This is a genomic window from Bradyrhizobium sp. UFLA05-89 (assembly GCF_059803475.1).
Map to the genome: position 1 here is coordinate 1 of NZ_JBANBA010000288.1, position 825 is coordinate 825.

Consider the following 825-nt stretch of genomic DNA (forward strand, 5'->3'; position numbering starts at 1 on the left):
CTCGACGCAGCGTCGCACGCGCGAGGAAAATTCACCAGGCGTCAGCTCAGCTGCGTCGATTTGCTCGATGATGAGCTGCCCGGCATCGACCATCGCCTGAAGATCGATCTTCAGGCCCTTCGCGCGCTCGAATAGGATGCCCAACTCCTCGTCGAAGACGAACATGGCCGCGCGCTCGCCGCGATTTGCTGCGCCTTGGATGAAGGTGAGCGCAAATAGCGACTTGCCCGTTCCCGCCGGGCCGAGAACAAGGACGCTCGAGGCACGCTCGACACCGCCGCCAAGGAGCGCGTCTAGTTCGCCGGTCTCGGTCCTGAGAACGTCACGCGAGTAATCTGCCTTGTGCTCGGCCGAGACGAGTCGTGGGAAGACCTGAACGCCGCCCGTCGCAATGGTGTAGTCGTGAAAGCCGCCCCGAAACCTCCGCCCACGATATTTGACGACGCGCACCCGCCGCCGCTCGGCACCGTACTCGGGCGCGGTTTCTTCCAGGCGGATCACGCCATGCGCAACCGAGTGCACCGTCTTGTCAATTAGGTCGGTAGTGAGGTCGTCGAGCAGGAGAACGGTCGCGTTGGCCTTTGCAAAATAGTGCTTGAGACTCAGGATCTGGCGCCGGTAGCGCAGCGAGCTCTGGGCGAGCAGCCTGATCTCGGAGAGGCTGTCGAGCACGACCCTCTGCGGCTTCACGCGCTCGACGGCCTCGAAGATGCGCTTCGTCGTCTCGCCGAGCTCCAAGTCGGAGGAATAGAGCAGGCTCTGTTGCTGGTTCTCGTCGAGCAAGTTCTCGGGCGGAATCAGCTCGAAGACTTCAATGGCCGACAA

General features: G+C 62.4%; 1 protein-coding gene. It reads right to left on the reverse strand.

From position 1 onward, the window contains the following. On the reverse strand, positions 1-825 hold an 825-nt coding region (locus tag SO139_RS46305), incomplete at both ends, for an ATPase domain-containing protein (protein WP_498542167.1).